Here is a 15419-nt window from a genome sequence, read left to right as displayed (position 1 = left end):
ATGCGACTGACAGTTTTTGTCAGTAGCCAAACCCCTGAGCCGGAATATTATGGCGTTCCCGCCACGCTTTCATCAGCTGCGTGCGGGCACGCTGATAGCGCTGCGCGGTGACGTGCAGTTGGGTGAAGCGATCCAGACGAAAATGGCGATAATCCTCGCGTGTTTCGCACCAGGCAACGAGCACCTGCGCAGAGTCAAAAAAGCCAATCGCAATCGGCCAGACTCTGCGCCGGGAGCTGACGTCTTTCAGGTCAAGATAGTCGATTTCAATGATGTTCTGCTGGCTGATAGCCTGACGTAATGCGCCGACATCAATGCTGATAGCCAACGCCGCTTTCGCCGGGCCAACCATCAGCGGGGATAACTCCAGCTGCGAACGCAGGTCGGCTGGCAAAACCTCGGCAATCTTACTTAATGCGGAGTGCGCCGCCGCCGCGAGTTCGTTATCGGTTCGGCGCGCGACCCAACGTGACCCCAGTACCAGCGCCGCGATTTCTGCGGTGTTAAACATTAACGGCGGCAGTGTAAACCCCGGTTTTAACACGTAACCCAACCCGGCTTCACCCACGATGTCTGCCCCCTGCTGCTGCAAAGTGGCAATATCGCGGTAAAGCGTGCGCGTACTGACACGTAATTCGCAGGCAAGTTGTTCAGCCGTAATCGGGAAACGGTGGTTACGCAACAGTTGCAGAAGGTCGAGCAGACGTTGAGCACGTGACATAGTGGCTATCGGCGGTTCGGGGATAATGTAAGGAGCGGCCAGCAAAGCTGGCCGCCGGAGTGGCGTAAGGTTATTTCACCGCCACATCAATACCTGGGAAGAACTTCGCGGCCAGTTTGGTGACGGTGCCGTCGTTCTGCACTTTCACAATCGCGGCATCCAGCGCTTCTTTCAGTTTGGCATCGTCTTTACGCAGGCCAAAACCGATACCCACGCCCAGTACCACCTGGTCTTCCACGGCCTTACCGGCAAAGCTAAACTCTTTACCCTGCGGTTTTTCCAGGAAGCCAGACTGCCCGGCAGCCGACATCACCAGCGTGCCATCAAGGCGGCCCGCGACCATGTCATTGTAAACCTGGTTCTGATCCTGGTAAGGCGTCACGGTCACACCCTGTGGCTCCCAGTGTTTTTTGGCGAAGGTTTCCTGCACGGAACCCTGCAACACACCGATGCTTTTGCCTTTCAGGCTGTCAACGGTTGGCAGCAGGCCGGAACCGGTTTTGACAATCAGCATGCTCGGGATGCGGTAAATAGGGTTGGTGAAACCGATGCTTTTCATACGCGCTTCGGTGATGTTCATCGCCGAGTTGATGGCATCAAATTTCTTCGCGGCCAGCGCCGGGATCAGCGCATCAAAACTGCTTTCCACCCAGCTGCATTTGAAATTTCCCACCTGGCAAATCGCTTTGCCCAGTTCGATATCAAACCCTTCCAGCTCGCCTGAGGCGTTGCGGCTTTCAAACGGTGGGTACTGTGACTCCAGACCGTAACGCAGGGTTTCCTGTGCCAGCGCTGACACAGACGTCAGCAACCCTACTGCCACAAACAACGCATTCAGTTTTTTCATTCATTTACCCTCAGAGTGATGCTGTTAGCGAGGCTTGACCTGACAGAGTGCGCGAGCGCCCGCCTGCAAGGTGGCTTCGTCTTTTGCGAAAGAAAGACGGATCAATTTATTGTCGGTTCCATCGGTATAAAACGCCGACAGCGGAATGGTGGCCACGCCGTGATCAACAATCAAACGTTTTACCATTTCACTGTCAGTCTCGTCACTGAAATCTGCATAACTGGCTAACATAAAGAACGATCCGGACGAAGGCAGCAGCGTAAACGGTGAATCTTTCAGCAGCGTGGCCAGCGTATCGCGCTTACGCTGATAAAACTCGCCCAGTCCCAGATAGTTAGCGGGCTGATGCAGATAGTCGGCAAACGCCACCTGCATTGGGGTGTCGGCGGAGAACATCATAAACTGATGCACTTTCACCACTTCATCCATCAGCTCAGCCGGGGCCAGCAGATAGCCGACCCGCCAGCCGGTCACATGGAAGGTTTTACCGAAGGACGAGACAATGACACTACGCTGCGCCAGTTCAGGATGCGTTGCCATTCCGTGGTGTTTACGGCCATCAAACAGAATATGTTCATAGACTTCATCTGACAGCACCACGATATCCGTGTTGCGGGTCAGCGCGGCCAGACGGTCGAGATCGTCAGCGCTGAGCACCTGAGCACTCGGGTTATGCGGGGTATTAATGATGATCATGCGCGTTTTTGGCGTGATCGCAGCAGCAACTTCATCCCAGTTGATGGCGAAATCAGGCACCTGCAATTTCAGGCCGATGGGCGTTGCGCCTTGCAGACGCACAATCGGTGCGTAGCTGTCGAAAGCCGGTTCGAAAAAAATCACTTCATCACCAGGATGAACCAACCCGGCAATCGCCGAGTACAGCCCTTCGCTGGCGCTGGCGGTGATCAGCACTTCGCTGGCGACGTCGTACTTCTGGCCGTACAGCGTTTCGACCTTCGTCGCCAGGACCTCACGCAGCGCGGCCAGGCCGGTCATCGGGGCGTACTGGTTATGACCCTGCTGCATGGCGCGGGTCACACCGTTCACCAACTGAGGATCACACGGGAAGTTAGGCGCGCCCTGCGACAGGTTAATCGCGTTGTACTGCGCAGAGAGCTGGCCGATCACCGAAAAGATAGTGGTACCGACATCGGGTAATTTAGAACGCTGCTGCACCGAAGAGGTGATGGTCATGGAAGCTCCAGGTCAGGACATTAGCCAAACAGGGTGAAATTCGTTAACCCTATTCAACGCGGCGGCACTTGAGGCGACAAGCGAATTGTTGTCATAATAGCCATGACGTTTAATCATAGCTCAGAGAATCCGATGCCTCAGCGCCCGCTGCCATTAAATGCGATCCATGCTTTTATTGTTACCGCCCGTCATCTCAATCTGACGCGTGCCGCCAGCGAACTCTGTATTACTCAGGGTGCCGTGAGCCGTAAAATTGCCGCGCTGGAAGCCTGGCTGGGTTTTGCGCTGTTCGATCGTCATGCACGCGGTTTGAATCTCACCCCGCAGGGCGCCAGCCTGCTGCCTGCACTGCAAACTGGTTATCAGCAGATGCATGATGCAGCGCAGCAGGCCAGCAGACAGAATGCGGTGATCCGCCTGAAAGCCCCGACCTGCGCGATGCGCTGGCTGGTGCCGAAACTGGTGGCGCTGGAAAAAGCACGCCCGGAGCTGCACGTATCTCTAACCACTACCGTCGATCACAGCAGCCAGCTGGATAATTTTGATGCAGCGATTCTGTATGGCAGCAGCCCGCGTAACAGCGTATTGCTGTTTGAAGAGGCGCTGACGCCGGTGATGGCCGCGTCGCTGTTGCCCGAAGGAAATGTCGCACCCTCGCTGGCAGAGATGACTTTTTTGCATCCCACCACCGACAATCGCGACTGGCAGCTGTGGTTACAGGCACAGCAACAGCCGCTGGCAATGAAACGGAATCAGCATTTTTCGACGATGGATCTGGCGATCAGCGCCGCGATTCAGGGATTTGGGGTAACCGTGGCAGATGTGACGTTGATAGCGGAAGATCTGGCGATGCGGCGCCTGGTCGCGCCGTTTGCGGGCAGTGTGAAAACGGGCGCGGTCTACAGTCTGATCCGTCGCCCGCCGTCAGTATCGCCACCGCTGCTGGATGAGCTGGTGGCGTGGCTATGTGAACAGCCTTAGAAAGCAACCCAGTCGTCAGCGGAGGCTGCGCTGTTTTTTGGCGCACCCAGGGTTTTCAGCGGGCTTTTCAGTGCAGCAGGTGCCGCAGCCGACCGGCCTGGCTCGCTGTTGGCGGAAAGGCGGAACTTGGCCACCGACAGTGTCAGTTCTTCCGTCTGACGCTCCAGTGCGCTGGCCGCCGCAGATACCTCTTCCACCAGCGAGGCGTTCTGCTGGGTCACGCTGTCCATTTCTGAAATCGCGGTGCCCACCTGAGAAATGCCTTTGCTCTGCTCTTCGGAAGCCGATGCAATCTGCTTCATGATTTCCGTCACTTCCGCAACCGAGGTCAGGATGTCGTCCATCGTGCTTCCGGCCTCACCGACCAGTTTCGAACCGATATCGACGCGGGAAACAGAATCCGCAATCAGCGTTTCGATCTCTTTCGCTGCACCGGCGCTGCGCTGTGCAAGGTTACGCACTTCGCTGGCCACTACGGCAAAACCACGCCCCTGCTCACCGGCACGGGCGGCTTCAACCGCGGCGTTCAGTGCGAGGATATTGGTCTGGAAGGCGATGCTGTTAATCACCGTGGTGATTTCGGCAATTTTCTTCGAGCTGCCAGCAATGCCCTGCATGGTGTTAACCACTTCATTCACCAGCTTGCCGCCTTTGCTGGCCGTCACGGAGGCGGTGTCTGCCAGCGAGCTGGCCTGACGCGCGTTGTCGGCGTTGAATTTCACCGTGGCGGTCAGTTGTTCCATGCTGGCTGCCGTCTGCTCCAGCGCCGAGGCTTGCTCTTCAGTACGTGAAGAGAGGTCGTTGTTGCCGGAGGAGATTTCTGCCGCTCCGCGATGAATATTTTCCGTACCGCTGCGAATGGAGCTGACGGCTTCACGCAGGCTGTCCTGCATCGCCCGCAGCAGTGGCACCAGTTTACCGACACAGTTACGGCCAAAGTCGTTAACCGGCTGGGTCAGATCCCCTTCAGCAATCACGCGGAAGTGCTCGCGGATAGTGTCGAGCGGACGCACCAGCATCACCACCAGATAGCGGTCGGTAAAGAGCAAAATAATCAACCCTGCAATGACAGCCAGTACCAGCACGGTTTTAGTGATGCTGGTCAGATGGTCGACGTTGACACGAGTGTCATCCAGTTTATCCGCTGCCGCCGCGTTGAATTTCTCCATGCTGGCACCAAAATCACGGCTCAGGGCGGGTGTAATGCTGGCCGCATGGTGGCGGTAGTCATCAGGTGAACCCTGCTGTGCCAGACGCACCTGCGGGGTAACACCGTCATCCAGCAGCTTCTGCCAGCTGGCAATAGCGCCTGCGGCGTACTGCTCATCCAGCGGGCCAGGCGACTGCTGTTTAAAATCAGCCAGCAGCGTGGTCATGTTATCCAGCGCTTTTTGTACCGAAGCCATGTCTTCCGGCTTTTTGGAATCTATCGCGCGCGTTAAACGGGTGATGACGCGGAAATACTGATCGTTACCTTTACTTAAGGTGTTCATCTGACTGACCAAATGGCGATCGACAGCATTACCTTCACTTAACTGATTAAGTGAATAGACGCTGTACATTCCCACAGCGCCCCAAAGCAGGGAGAAAAAACCCAAAATCCACAGCAAAACTGCGCGGATTGTATAATTTTTTAATAATTTCATAGTGACTCCGTGACCTGGTGATACCGATTAAAAGTGTTGTTATCAAGGGGCTATCAGGAAAGGTTATCGGCACGGAGACTTTAAAAAATTAAGAAATTAACACGATTTATATTGCTGCGTTTTATCCCTTATATTCTCCAGGGTAAAACATAAACTATTGCTATCACGCAGTTTTATGGTGATTTAGGCCATTAAAAACACAGCAGAAAATATTAAGTATTCTGCCAGAGAAACGTTTTTATTGGTGTTTAAGATGGACAAAAACGCGCATCAGCAAACGAAACACCTGCATTCTGCGCCGCATAAAGCGTTTTTCAGGGGCAATACAGGCCAGGCCGTGACGACCAAAGCGCAGCGTGACGTCGCGCCAGGGATGCCAGGCGGGCCAGTCAGTTTCTCCGTTTATCTGATGTGAGAACGCACTCGCATCGCGGGCAAAACGTAACCAGTATTCGCTGACGCGCCGCGAAAAATCATGGTCCCCCTCTGTAAAAGGACGTGCGGGATCAGCGGGATCTAACTGCCCCAGCGTGTTAAGAACGTACGGAATTTCATTGCCATGCCAGGTGCCGTGAGGATAGAGATCATGGGCATTTTCAGAGACATAATCAAAATAGTAGCGCCAGCCCGGCATCCCTGCGCGGTGCTGTGCCAGCGCCACAATGTAGCCTGGCGTGGTAAAGGTCATATCACGCGCCACCTGCCTGCCGAGCTCGTCATCGTCCCAGACGTCCGGGTACAACAGTTTGATCAGCTTTAACGCCAGCGGATGTTTGCGGCGCATATCCGCAATGACCTTCGCGGCATCCACGCCAAAATAGGCCAGTACGCTGGCTTCATCACTGTTGCTGCCAATCATCAGCGGCAGTCGCTGCTGTTGGGCGGCAGCAAACACACTGAGCATCGGCTGTGGCAGCACGCGATCGCCGTGGATCGCCACCGGACCGATACCCAGCGCACGATCCAGCGGCCAGAATGATTCAGCAGGTAAGGCCCGCAGCTGTTCCGCGCTGGCATGCGGCAGATTAAAGTGGCGAGCCAGCGCTTCCCCTTTTTTCAGTGCCTCGGCGCGTGATACATCTGGCACGCCGTAGGCGCTCTGGACAATGCCTTTATGGAATAATCCCCGGGCCAGCGGTGAAGCATAGAGTGCCAGGACGCTGCGGGCACCGGAGGATTCTCCCATCAGCGTGACGTTTTTTGGGTTCCCGCCAAAAGCACGGATATTGCGCTGTACCCATTGCAGGGCGGCAATCTGATCAAGTAAGGCGAAGTTATTAACCACTTCACCGTCGGCATATTCGCTGTCCAGCGCCGGATGGGCAAAAAAGCCCAGTTGGCCAAGACGGTAGTTGATGGTCACGATCACCGCACCACGTTGCGCCAGCGGCGTACCAAGATACGGCGTTAACCCACCGGAGCCAACGGCGTAGCCGCCACCGTGGATCCACACCATCACCGGTAGCAGTGTGGCCGGGGAGACCTCCGGCGTCCAGACGTTGAGATACAGACAGTCTTCGTGAAAACGTCCGGGATCGCCACCGCCAACGGCCAGACAATACTCCCGACTTTGCCAGCTGGCCGCTCCCCAGGCCGTAGCGTCTTTATCTCCCTGCCAGGCCGTCACCGGCTTCGGTGCTTTCCAGCGCAGTTCGCCCACCGGCGGTGCCGCGTAAGGGATCCCTTTGAAGACGAAAACCCCCTCTTCCACACTCCCGCACAGGCTGCCTTCCGCCGTCATAATCCGTAATGATCGTTCGTTTCTCATAGATCCTTCCGCATCATCTCTGAGTTAATTATTTACAGACGGGGGGCGAAAGTCCATCACGGCTTCTGATTTGCAGATTATGCTGATATGACGCGTGTTCTCCTCAGTGCGATGATCGCCAGACCGCTTCATGCACACGGCATCCCCGGTTTTGTGGCTTATGGCGCTTATCTTGGTGAAGTCGTGGCCCCATTGATGATCATCATTGGCCTGATGACGCGTCCGGCGGCGTTTGTGATTGCCGTGAATCTGGCGGTGGCAACGCTGCTGGTGAAAACAGGCGCGATATGGGATCGCAGCGGCGTGGGTGCCTGGGCACTGGAGGGAGAATCACTCTATTTCTTTGGCGCGCTGGCCGTGATGTTTCTGGGTGCAGGTCGGTTTACGATGGTCAGTAATAGTCAGTTGCAGTAGGTTTTATCGGGCCGACCAGAAAAAAGTCGGCCCCTGATCCAGAAAAGCCGTTCGATTTATGCCTCGCGCTGGTAACCATAGCGATATTTCGCTACCAGCATCAGGGTGGTCAGCACCGCAGGGATCGCCAGGAAAGAGAAAACATCCGTGATATTCCAGCCGAGCGACAACATCTGCGCACCCGCGAACGCACTGAGGATAGCGCCGATACGCCCCACGCCGTGCATCCAGCTGGAACCGGTGGCACGGGCATGTGTTGGGTAATAACTGGCTGACAGCGCGTTCATACCGGTATTGGCCCCGTTGAGGCAAAAACCGCTGCAAAAGGCCACCGAGCCGAGCACCCAGACATCCGCTGGCGCATAGCCAATGCAGACCGTGGCAATGGAGCCGGTGAAATAGATCGCCGCCAGCGCCAGGTTGGCATTAAAGCGATCCATCATCCAGCCCGCAAACAGTGAGCCTACGGTACCGCCCGCCTGGTACATCGCGGTGACCAGCGCCGCCTGTGTCACCGTCATACCGACATCTTTCACCAGCGACGGCAGCCACGAGCCTATCAGGTAGACCAGGAACAGCCCCATAAAGTAGCTGCCCCACAGCATCATGCTGCCGAAGAGGTAACGGCGCGACAGCACAACTTTTACCGCGCCTTCACTGGCTGCCGCTTCACTGCGCGTGAAGATGCACTCTTCACCTACGCAGCCTGGATGCATCTTCTCGACGATTTGCCGGATCTGCGCCGCCGGGGCGTTACGGGCGATCATAAAACGCACGGACTCCGGCAGCCAGCGTAGTAATAGCGGCACAAGCAGCAGCGGCAGGATGCCCCCCATCACCAGCACCGCATGCCAGCCGAAGTTGGGGATTAACCATGAGGCGGCAAATCCTCCGCTGGCTGCACCAAAGGTAAACCCGCAGAACACCACGGTGATGAGAAAGGCTCGTTTACGTTCGGGGGAGTATTCCGCCACCAGCGTACCGACATTCGGCATGGCAGCGCCCAGCCCAAGCCCCGTGAGAAAGCGGAACAACATGATCTGGTCAAGGTTTTGCGAAAATGCGGTGGCCAGCGTCCATAAGCCAAAGAAGAACACGCTGCTAATGATGATTACCCGACGGCCAAACCGATCGGCCAGCGGCCCGGCAAACATAGCCCCCAGCGCCAGCCCGATCAGCGCGGCACTGATGACGGCACCTAACTGATGGTTAGTCACTCCCCATGCGCTTTTCAACGCCGGGGCGATGAAACCCATCAGGGCAATATCCATACCATCCATTGCCACAACGGCAAAACTCAGGGCGATGATGCGTTTTTGATAACGACTCAACGACCCCTGATTAATCAACGTACGGATATCGATCGCTGCGGTACTGTCCACTTCGCGCTCCATAACAGGCCAGTGTTCACCCTGCCCGAATGACAACGTCGCAGAGGTTTGTAGAAAAAGTGCCGGCTATCATAACGGATTGTTATGGAATTCTCCTGGGAAAATATGTCGGTTTTATTCTGAAATGCGACGGAGATGATCTCAATGCGCTATTAGGATATTCACTGACTTTTTCAAAGGATTAATAATCTCTGCCATACCCATTCGCTCTGTAGTCATACCAGAAGTAATGGATAACGTCGGAAACGCAGCAAATGTTAATCAAATTTTGCAATAAGGTTAACAAAACACTCATAGAAAACTTGCCAGTGTATCCGGGCCGTTATTATTCTGCCTGATGGACAAAAAATATCAGTTTAATCAGCGTATTCGTCTGCGCCATTTACATACCTTTGTCGCCGTTGCACAGCAAGGGACGCTGGGGCGTGCCGCCGAAACCTTGTCACTCAGCCAGCCCGCTCTGTCGAAAACACTGAACGAGCTGGAGGAGTTGGCCGGTGTGCGGCTGTTTGAGCGCGGACGTCTGGGGGCGCAGCTGACCACCATGGGCGAGCAGTTTCTCACCCATGCGGTGCGTGTTCTGGATGCACTGAATCATGCCGGGCAGTCGTTTACGTTACCGCAGGAAAAATCCCCTGAGGTGATGCGCCTCGGTGTGCTGACCACTGTGGCGCTGGGTATATTGCCGTCCATTCTCGATCGTTTTCACCAGCAACAGCCGCAGGCGATTGTGCAGGTGGCCACGCTGCATAACAACGTGCTGATCGCCGCGCTGAAAGCCGGAGAATTTGACGTTGGGATTGGGCGCATGGCCGATCCCGATTTGATGAGCGGGCTGACCTACGAACTGCTGTTTCTGGAGTCGTTACGCCTGGTGGTACGGCCGGAACACCCACTACTAAGTGACAATGTCACGCTATCTAAAGCACTTTCCTGGCCAGTGGTGATTTCACCGGAGGGCACTGCCCCGCGCCGGATTGCCGAAGCGATGCTGAAGGAACAAGGTTGTGTGTTACCCGGCACCCTGGTGGAGACATCCTCAACCTCTCTGGCACGCCAGCTGGCGCTGCGTTACAACTATGTGTGGTTTGTGCCATCGGGCGCGATTAAAGAAGACTTACTGCACAACGCGCTGGCTGCACTGCCAATTGCCTCACATGGCCCCGGCGAAGCCGTCGGCATCATGACCCGCTCGGGTGTGTCTCTGACGTTAAGTGCTGAGATCCTGCTGGCTACGATCCGAAAATCCCATTCTGGCTGACTCTTTAGCGCATTGCATTCGTGATGTTCCAGCCGCGCGTCATCCGGCGGTGTTTATGCGCTTCTTGATACGCATCATGGAGGTGGCTCCCGTGGTGCGTATAACGATAAACGCTAAAATTAAGCCTTTTTGGCGAAGGTTAACCTGCGAATCATCTGATAGCGGATTATTTATCACACGAATTTCACAGGGATACCGATTATTAATAACATCCCCATATTTATTGTGCCTAAAACGGTTCAGATGAGTTCCCTTGTGCGCGGGAAAAATGGTAAATTGATGTTAGTCAATTATCATCGAGCGTACATAATGATTCCGGAAAAGCGAATTATCACTAGACGCATACAATCGGGTGGTTGCGCCATTCACTGCCAGGATTGCAGCATCAGTCAGCTTTGTATTCCCTTCACGCTCAACGAGCATGAACTGGACCAGCTTGATAACATCATCGAGCGTAAAAAACCGATTCAGAAAGGACAAACTCTGTTTAAAGCGGGTGACGAACTGCGTTCCCTGTACGCGATTCGCTCCGGAACCATTAAAAGCTACACCATCACCGAACAGGGTGATGAGCAGATTACCGGTTTTCATCTGGCGGGCGACCTTGTCGGCTTTGATGCCATCAGCGGTAACCAGCATCCCAGCTTTGCCCAGGCGTTAGAAACCGCCATGGTGTGCGAAATTCCTTTTGAAACTCTCGACGACCTTTCCGGTAAAATGCCCAGCCTGCGTCAGCAGATGATGCGCCTGATGAGCGGCGAAATTAAGGGCGACCAGGAAATGATCCTGCTGTTGTCGAAGAAAAATGCGGAAGAACGTCTGGCTGCCTTTATTTACGGCCTGTCGCGCCGTTTCGGCCAGCGCGGTTTCTCGCAGCGTGAATTCCGTTTGACCATGACCCGTGGTGATATTGGTAACTACCTTGGATTAACGGTAGAAACCATCAGTCGTCTGCTCGGCCGCTTCCAGAAAAGTGGCATGCTGGCAGTGAAAGGCAAATACATCACCATCGAAAATCATGAAATTCTGTCAGAACTGGCGGGACAAAGCCGCGCTATCGCCTGACCCTTACCGGATCAATATTTGTTATTTTATTGATCCGGCAACAACTTTTCCCCTTCTTCCTTTGCCTCGATTGGGCTATCTTTAAACTGACACGCTCAGTGCAAGGAGAAACCGTTATGGCTCAATATCAAAACATTCTGGTGGCGATCGATCCGCAACAGGACGACCAGCCCGCACTTCGTCGCGCTGTTTACCTTAATCAGCGACTTGGCGGCAAGATTACCTGTTTTCTTCCCATTTACGACTTCTCCTACGAGATGACCACGCTGCTGTCACCGGATGAACGCGTCACGATGCGCAAAGGGGTGATTAGCCAACGTACTGAGTGGATCCGCGAACAGGCTCAGGCTTATCTTGCGGCCGGCGTGCAAATTGATATCAAGGTGATTTGGCACAACCGTCCGTTCGAAGCGATTATCCAGGAAGTGCTGAACAGCAAACACGATCTGGTCATTAAGATGGCGCACCAGCATGACCGCTTACAGGCGGTGGTGTTTACCCCAACCGACTGGCACCTGCTGCGCAAATGTCCGTGCCCGGTCTGGATGGTGAAAGACCAAGCCTGGCCTGAAGGCGGCAAGGCGGTGGTGGCAGTAAACCTCGCCAGCGAAGAGCCGCACCACGATCCGTTAAACAGCAAGCTGGTCAGAGAAACGCTGGAGCTGGCTGAACGGGTTAACCATACGGAAGTGCATCTGGTCGGCGCTTATCCCGTTACGCCGATTAATATCGCCATTGAGCTGCCCGACTTTGATCCGAGCGTCTATAACGATGCCATCCGTGGTCAGCATCTGGTGGCGATGAAGGCGCTGCGTCAGTCATTCTGCATTGATGAGAAGTTTACCCATGTGGAAAAAGGGCTACCTGAAGAGGTGATCCCGGAGCTGGCCGCACATCTTGATGCGGGTGTGGTGGTGCTTGGCACCATTGGCCGTACCGGGCTGTCGGCAGCGTTCCTCGGTAATACCGCAGAACAGGTTATTGACCATCTGCGCTGTGACCTGCTGGCGATTAAGCCTGACGGCTTCGCTTCCCCGGTCGAACTGGATGATGACGAAGACGATTAATGGCACCACGGGCGAGCCTGAACCGCAGGTTCGCCCTCTTCCTCCTGCGTTATGATGATCGCCCGGAAAGACAGGCGGTGGTGGCGATAATATTCATGGATGCTCTCCGGTAACAATAAAATAACGCTCTGTTCCGGCGGAGTCTTATCTAACCAGAGTACGATGGGGGAAATATGACCCATTACCGTCTCATACGCTGAACAAACTCTGTCATGTCACTAAAAGCCACAGGCTATTAACGGCTGATATTCGCCCTGCAATGAGGTTCGTGGAGAAATAAAGGGGGAAAAAAGGAAAATAAGAAGATTAGTTAATTTACTCGTTAACATCATGAATAAAAATCGCTACACTCAGTCTACCTTTTCACTCTGCTATGGGTTGCCTGTTGGTTTCTTTTTATCGCCTGTCGCAGCGTCGGATACCTGCATTTATCGCTATCCTGGCGATCCTGCTGCTCTTTATTGCGCCGGATGTCTCTAAAAGTCTGGAGCATCAGCGTGCATCGGCACCGGATGCCTCTGTTCAAGAAGATCACTCATCGATGTCGTCGATGCATCATGGAGACATGAACGGCATGACGATGGATGAAATGACCACCCTGCACTCGCCGCCATCGTCAATGACAGCAGCGCCTCCGTCTGATCACGGACAGCACCATACCATGCCGAGTGGTATGGCAATGATGGATGACTTTGCCTGCGGTTACTGCCAGCTCCTGGTACATTTCCCCTTACTGCTCCTCGTCTTTATCCCGTTAATCTGGCTGCTGTTCCGTCTGACGTTACAGGCGCCATCATCACGCTATCAATCCTGGTTCTCCTCTGCCTTCTTCCTGAGTATTTCGCAACCGCGCGCACCGCCTGTCTTTTCATCTTCTTTCTAAGGTTGTTATTTTATTTCGGGGACGACTTGCGCCTGAAATTAACATGCGATATTCGCAGGCCTTATTACGTCATAAATAAACCAATAAAATAAGACATTATTACCGTCAATAGTCTGCGATTGCATGGATTATTGTATTTCAAACAAGGATGGAAAAATGAATCACCGCCACTTTCGCTTATCGGTGCTCAGCGTTGCGCTGATGTCTGTCTGCTCTTCCGTTATCGCCGACGAGGGGCACCAGAATGCTGAGTTGCCCAATGACCCTGCGGTAATGACGGTGACCGCGCCGCTTAATTCGCCGCTGGAGATTGTCACATCACCTAAAACACCGCGTCAGCCCGTGCCCGCCAGCGATGGCTCTGACTATCTGAAGACTATCCCGGGTTTTTCCCAGATACGTAATGGCGGAACGAACGGCGATCCAGTGTTTCGTGGAATGTTTGGCTCACGCCTGCGCATTCTGACGGACGGCAGTGAAATGCCAGGTGCCTGCCCGGCGAGGATGGATGCGCCCAGTTCTTATATCTCCCCGGAAAGTTTCGACCTGCTGACGATAACCAAAGGGCCACAAACGGTGCTTTGGGGGCCAGGTAATTCCGCCGGGACCGTTCGTTTTGAGCGTGAAACCCCGCATTTCGATAAACCAGGCGTACAGGGTGATGCCAGCCTGCTTGGCGCCTCCAATAACCGCTGGGACCAGAATGCCGATCTCAGTGTCGGTAGCGATCGGGGCTACCTGCGCGTTATCGGCAATCACTCGATTGCTGGCGATTATAAAGATGGCAATGGCGACCGCGTACCATCGCACTGGAATAAGTGGAACAGTGACATAGCGCTGGGCTGGACCCCGGATAAGGACACGCTGGTGGAGCTGACCGCCGGACGTGGCAACGGGGAAGCACGCTATGCCGGGCGCAGTATGGATGGTTCGCAGTTCAAACGGGAAAGCCTTGGCATGCGGGTAGAGAAGTCGAACATCGGTGAGATATTCGACAAATTTGAGGCGCAGATGTACTACAACTACGCCAATCATATTATGGACAATACCAGCCTGCGTAGCCCGGAAAGCATGGGCGGCATGGGCGGCATGGGCGGCATGGGAATGAGCATGCATTCCGGGATGGCGATGCAGCTTGATCGCCGGACGGTTGGCGGCCGCGCAATGGGAACCTGGTTGTGGTCAGATTATACGTTGAAAAGCGGCATGGATATGCAGACCAGCAGTCATCGCAGCCGCGACGCGGATAACTGGATTAAAGATGCCCGTTTTCATGATGTGGGCCTTTTCGGTGAACTGAGCTGGGCGGCAGATACGCACAACACGCTGGTCAGCGGTGCCCGTCTCGACCGCGCCTGGGTAGATAATTTCAGTGCTTCCGGCCAGGGTACAAGAAACGCTACAATGCCCGCAGGATTTATGCGGCTGGAGCATACTCTGCAAGACCTGCCGCTGATGCTCTACGCAGGCGTAGGCTACACAGAGCGTTTCCCTGATTACTGGGAGCTGTTCTCTCCGACGACCGGAGCCGATGGTCATTCAAGCGCCTTCGACTCCGTAAAACCGGAAAAAACCACGCAGCTGGACATTGGCACCAAATATTCGGGTGAGCGGCTGGAGGGCTGGCTGTCAGGTTATGTCGGGCATGTCAGCGATTTTATTCTCTTCAGTTACGATGCCAGCAATGCTCAGATAAGCCGCGCAGGCAACGTTGATGCCACCATTATGGGAGGCGAAGCGGGCTTCAGTTATCAATTCACGGATAACCTGAAGGTCGACAGCAGTCTGGCCTGGTCCTGGGGTGAAAATACCGCTGACCACCGCCCGCTGCCACAGATGCCCCCGCTGGAGAGCCGCGTGGGGCTGACCTGGGAGCAAGGCAACTGGAGCACCAGCGGCTTGCTGCGCATGGTCAGCGCCCAGTCGCGCATTGCGCAGAATGAAGGGAATGTTGTGGGTAAAGATTTCGACCGCAGTGCAGGCTTTGCCACCGTCTCAGCCAATACCGCCTGGCAGGTCAATAAAAGCCTGAAACTCAGCGCCGGGCTGGACAACATATTGAACAAGACCTACAGCGAACACCTTAATCTTGCCGGAAACAGCGCCTTTGGCTATTCGGCAAATACTGCAGTTAATGAGCCTGGCCGCACCTGGTGGGCCAAAGTTAACGTTAAATTTTAG

General features: G+C 54.7%; 12 protein-coding genes and 1 pseudogene. 7 read left to right on the top strand and 6 right to left on the bottom strand.

Translation table 11 applies throughout. From position 1 onward, the window contains the following. Positions 1-19: 19 nt before the first annotated feature. The 3 genes from ACFL9S_RS05400 to ACFL9S_RS05390 form a co-directional block, all read right to left on the bottom strand. Positions 20-721 (bottom strand): helix-turn-helix transcriptional regulator, encoded by a 702-nt coding sequence (locus ACFL9S_RS05400; RefSeq protein WP_405260748.1) that lies wholly within the window; start codon positions 719-721, stop codon positions 20-22. Positions 722-791: 70 nt separating this feature from the next. Further along, complete coding sequence (locus ACFL9S_RS05395; RefSeq protein ID WP_405260747.1) at positions 792-1568, bottom strand: transporter substrate-binding domain-containing protein; 777 nt, start codon at positions 1566-1568, stop codon at positions 792-794. Between the two features lie 24 nt (positions 1569-1592). Then, a complete protein-coding gene (locus tag ACFL9S_RS05390; RefSeq protein WP_405260746.1) occupies positions 1593-2762 on the bottom strand; it encodes a pyridoxal phosphate-dependent aminotransferase in 1170 nt (389 codons plus the stop codon). Positions 2763-2894: 132 nt separating this feature from the next. Between ACFL9S_RS05390 and ACFL9S_RS05385 the strand changes: the two genes are divergently transcribed. Then, positions 2895-3743: a LysR family transcriptional regulator gene (locus tag ACFL9S_RS05385; protein ID WP_405260744.1), complete on the top strand. Its 849-nt coding sequence runs from the start codon at positions 2895-2897 to the stop codon at positions 3741-3743. On the opposite strand, the gene ACFL9S_RS05380 is transcribed toward ACFL9S_RS05385, so the two are convergent. Continuing rightward, the gene (locus ACFL9S_RS05380) at positions 3740-5389 is read right to left on the bottom strand and encodes a methyl-accepting chemotaxis protein (RefSeq protein WP_405260742.1); all 1650 of its coding nucleotides are present in this window, start codon (positions 5387-5389) and stop codon (positions 3740-3742) included. The genes ACFL9S_RS05385 and ACFL9S_RS05380 overlap by 4 nt on opposite strands. A gap of 238 nt (positions 5390-5627) precedes the next feature. Continuing rightward, positions 5628-7157, bottom strand: a complete 1530-nt coding sequence (locus tag ACFL9S_RS05375; protein ID WP_405260741.1) for a carboxylesterase/lipase family protein — start codon at positions 7155-7157, stop codon at positions 5628-5630. A 114-nt stretch (positions 7158-7271) separates the two neighbouring features. Between ACFL9S_RS05375 and ACFL9S_RS05370 the strand changes: the two are divergent. Beyond that, positions 7272-7571 (top strand): annotated as a pseudogene (locus tag ACFL9S_RS05370) (DoxX family protein); the annotation flags it as partial. A 56-nt stretch (positions 7572-7627) separates the two neighbouring features. Here ACFL9S_RS05370 and ACFL9S_RS05365 read toward each other — a convergent pair. Further along, positions 7628-8953: an MFS transporter gene (locus ACFL9S_RS05365; RefSeq protein ID WP_405260740.1), complete on the bottom strand. Its 1326-nt coding sequence runs from the start codon at positions 8951-8953 to the stop codon at positions 7628-7630. A 346-nt stretch (positions 8954-9299) separates the two neighbouring features. On the opposite strand from ACFL9S_RS05365, the gene ACFL9S_RS05360 reads away from it, so the two are divergent. The 5 genes from ACFL9S_RS05360 to ACFL9S_RS05340 all read left to right on the top strand — a co-directional run bounded on the left by ACFL9S_RS05360 (position 9300) and on the right by ACFL9S_RS05340 (position 15419). After that, entirely contained in the window at positions 9300-10223 is a 924-nt protein-coding gene (locus ACFL9S_RS05360; protein ID WP_405260739.1) for a LysR substrate-binding domain-containing protein, read from the top strand. 309 nt (positions 10224-10532) lie between these two features. Beyond that, positions 10533-11288 carry an FNR family transcription factor gene (locus ACFL9S_RS05355; protein WP_133841937.1) on the top strand — a complete coding sequence of 252 codons (756 nt, stop codon included), beginning with the start codon at positions 10533-10535 and terminating at the stop codon, positions 11286-11288. Positions 11289-11404: 116 nt separating this feature from the next. After that, positions 11405-12355: a universal stress protein UspE gene (uspE, locus tag ACFL9S_RS05350; protein ID WP_405260737.1), complete on the top strand. Its 951-nt coding sequence runs from the start codon at positions 11405-11407 to the stop codon at positions 12353-12355. 385 nt (positions 12356-12740) lie between these two features. Next, positions 12741-13238: a DUF2946 domain-containing protein gene (locus tag ACFL9S_RS05345; protein ID WP_405260736.1), complete on the top strand. Its 498-nt coding sequence runs from the start codon at positions 12741-12743 to the stop codon at positions 13236-13238. Positions 13239-13394: 156 nt separating this feature from the next. Beyond that, positions 13395-15419, top strand: a complete 2025-nt coding sequence (locus tag ACFL9S_RS05340; RefSeq protein ID WP_405260735.1) for a TonB-dependent copper receptor — start codon at positions 13395-13397, stop codon at positions 15417-15419.

Origin of the sequence: Erwinia sp. AnSW2-5 (genome assembly GCF_045107195.1) — a bacterium.
Classification (GTDB): domain Bacteria; phylum Pseudomonadota; class Gammaproteobacteria; order Enterobacterales; family Enterobacteriaceae; genus Erwinia.
The sequence above is the reverse complement of the archived record's forward strand: the minus strand, read 5'-3'. Positions and strand labels throughout refer to the sequence as shown.

Excerpts from the sequence above, each read along its gene's own strand:
- ACFL9S_RS05400 (WP_405260748.1), bottom strand. The coding sequence starts at position 721 with ATGTCACGTGCTCAACGTCTGCTCGACCTTCTGCAACTGTTGCGTAAC.
- ACFL9S_RS05395 (WP_405260747.1), bottom strand. The coding sequence starts at position 1,568 with ATGAAAAAACTGAATGCGTTGTTTGTGGCAGTAGGGTTGCTGACGTCT.
- ACFL9S_RS05390 (WP_405260746.1), bottom strand. The coding sequence starts at position 2,762 with ATGACCATCACCTCTTCGGTGCAGCAGCGTTCTAAATTACCCGATGTC.
- ACFL9S_RS05385 (WP_405260744.1), top strand. The coding sequence starts at position 2,895 with ATGCCTCAGCGCCCGCTGCCATTAAATGCGATCCATGCTTTTATTGTT.
- ACFL9S_RS05380 (WP_405260742.1), bottom strand. The coding sequence starts at position 5,389 with ATGAAATTATTAAAAAATTATACAATCCGCGCAGTTTTGCTGTGGATT.
- ACFL9S_RS05375 (WP_405260741.1), bottom strand. The coding sequence starts at position 7,157 with ATGAGAAACGAACGATCATTACGGATTATGACGGCGGAAGGCAGCCTG.
- ACFL9S_RS05360 (WP_405260739.1), top strand. The coding sequence starts at position 9,300 with ATGGACAAAAAATATCAGTTTAATCAGCGTATTCGTCTGCGCCATTTA.
- ACFL9S_RS05355 (WP_133841937.1), top strand. The coding sequence starts at position 10,533 with ATGATTCCGGAAAAGCGAATTATCACTAGACGCATACAATCGGGTGGT.
- uspE (WP_405260737.1), top strand. The coding sequence starts at position 11,405 with ATGGCTCAATATCAAAACATTCTGGTGGCGATCGATCCGCAACAGGAC.
- ACFL9S_RS05340 (WP_405260735.1), top strand. The coding sequence starts at position 13,395 with ATGAATCACCGCCACTTTCGCTTATCGGTGCTCAGCGTTGCGCTGATG.